This window comes from Priestia sp. SIMBA_032 (assembly GCF_046535215.1).
GTDB classification, from domain to species: domain Bacteria; phylum Bacillota; class Bacilli; order Bacillales; family Bacillaceae_H; genus Priestia; species Priestia aryabhattai.
This window is the reverse complement of sequence record NZ_JAWRXD010000310.1, coordinates 1-328: the sequence shown is the minus strand read 5'-3', so window position 1 is coordinate 328 and position 328 is coordinate 1. Positions and strand designations below refer to the sequence as shown.

1 pseudogene is annotated in these 328 nt (G+C 29.6%); it reads left to right on the top strand.

From position 1 onward, the window contains the following. Positions 1-328, top strand: a pseudogene (locus tag SB717_RS34530) (bacteriocin-processing peptidase family protein); the annotation flags it as partial.

Here is a 328-nt window from a genome sequence, read left to right as displayed (position 1 = left end):
TCACAATTGTATGCGAATAAAGGAGAACAAAAACGTGCGATACAGTTAATTGATGATGCGATTGTAAAGTTCCCACAAGTACCATATTTTCATTTTGAGAAGGTAAAGTATTTATTAGATTTAGAGCAATATGAAGAGATGTTAGCGGTAATAGATAACATAAATACTCAGCTGCCATATCATGCTTATAACACTTACTTTGTACATTTACGTGCAGAAGCGCTGTACAAAATGAATAAATTTGCAGATTTACAAAAGCTATTAAAAAAAGAAAAGAGTTTAAAAGAATCTTTATATCATAATTTAGAAAAAAATCCGGATGGAAAAA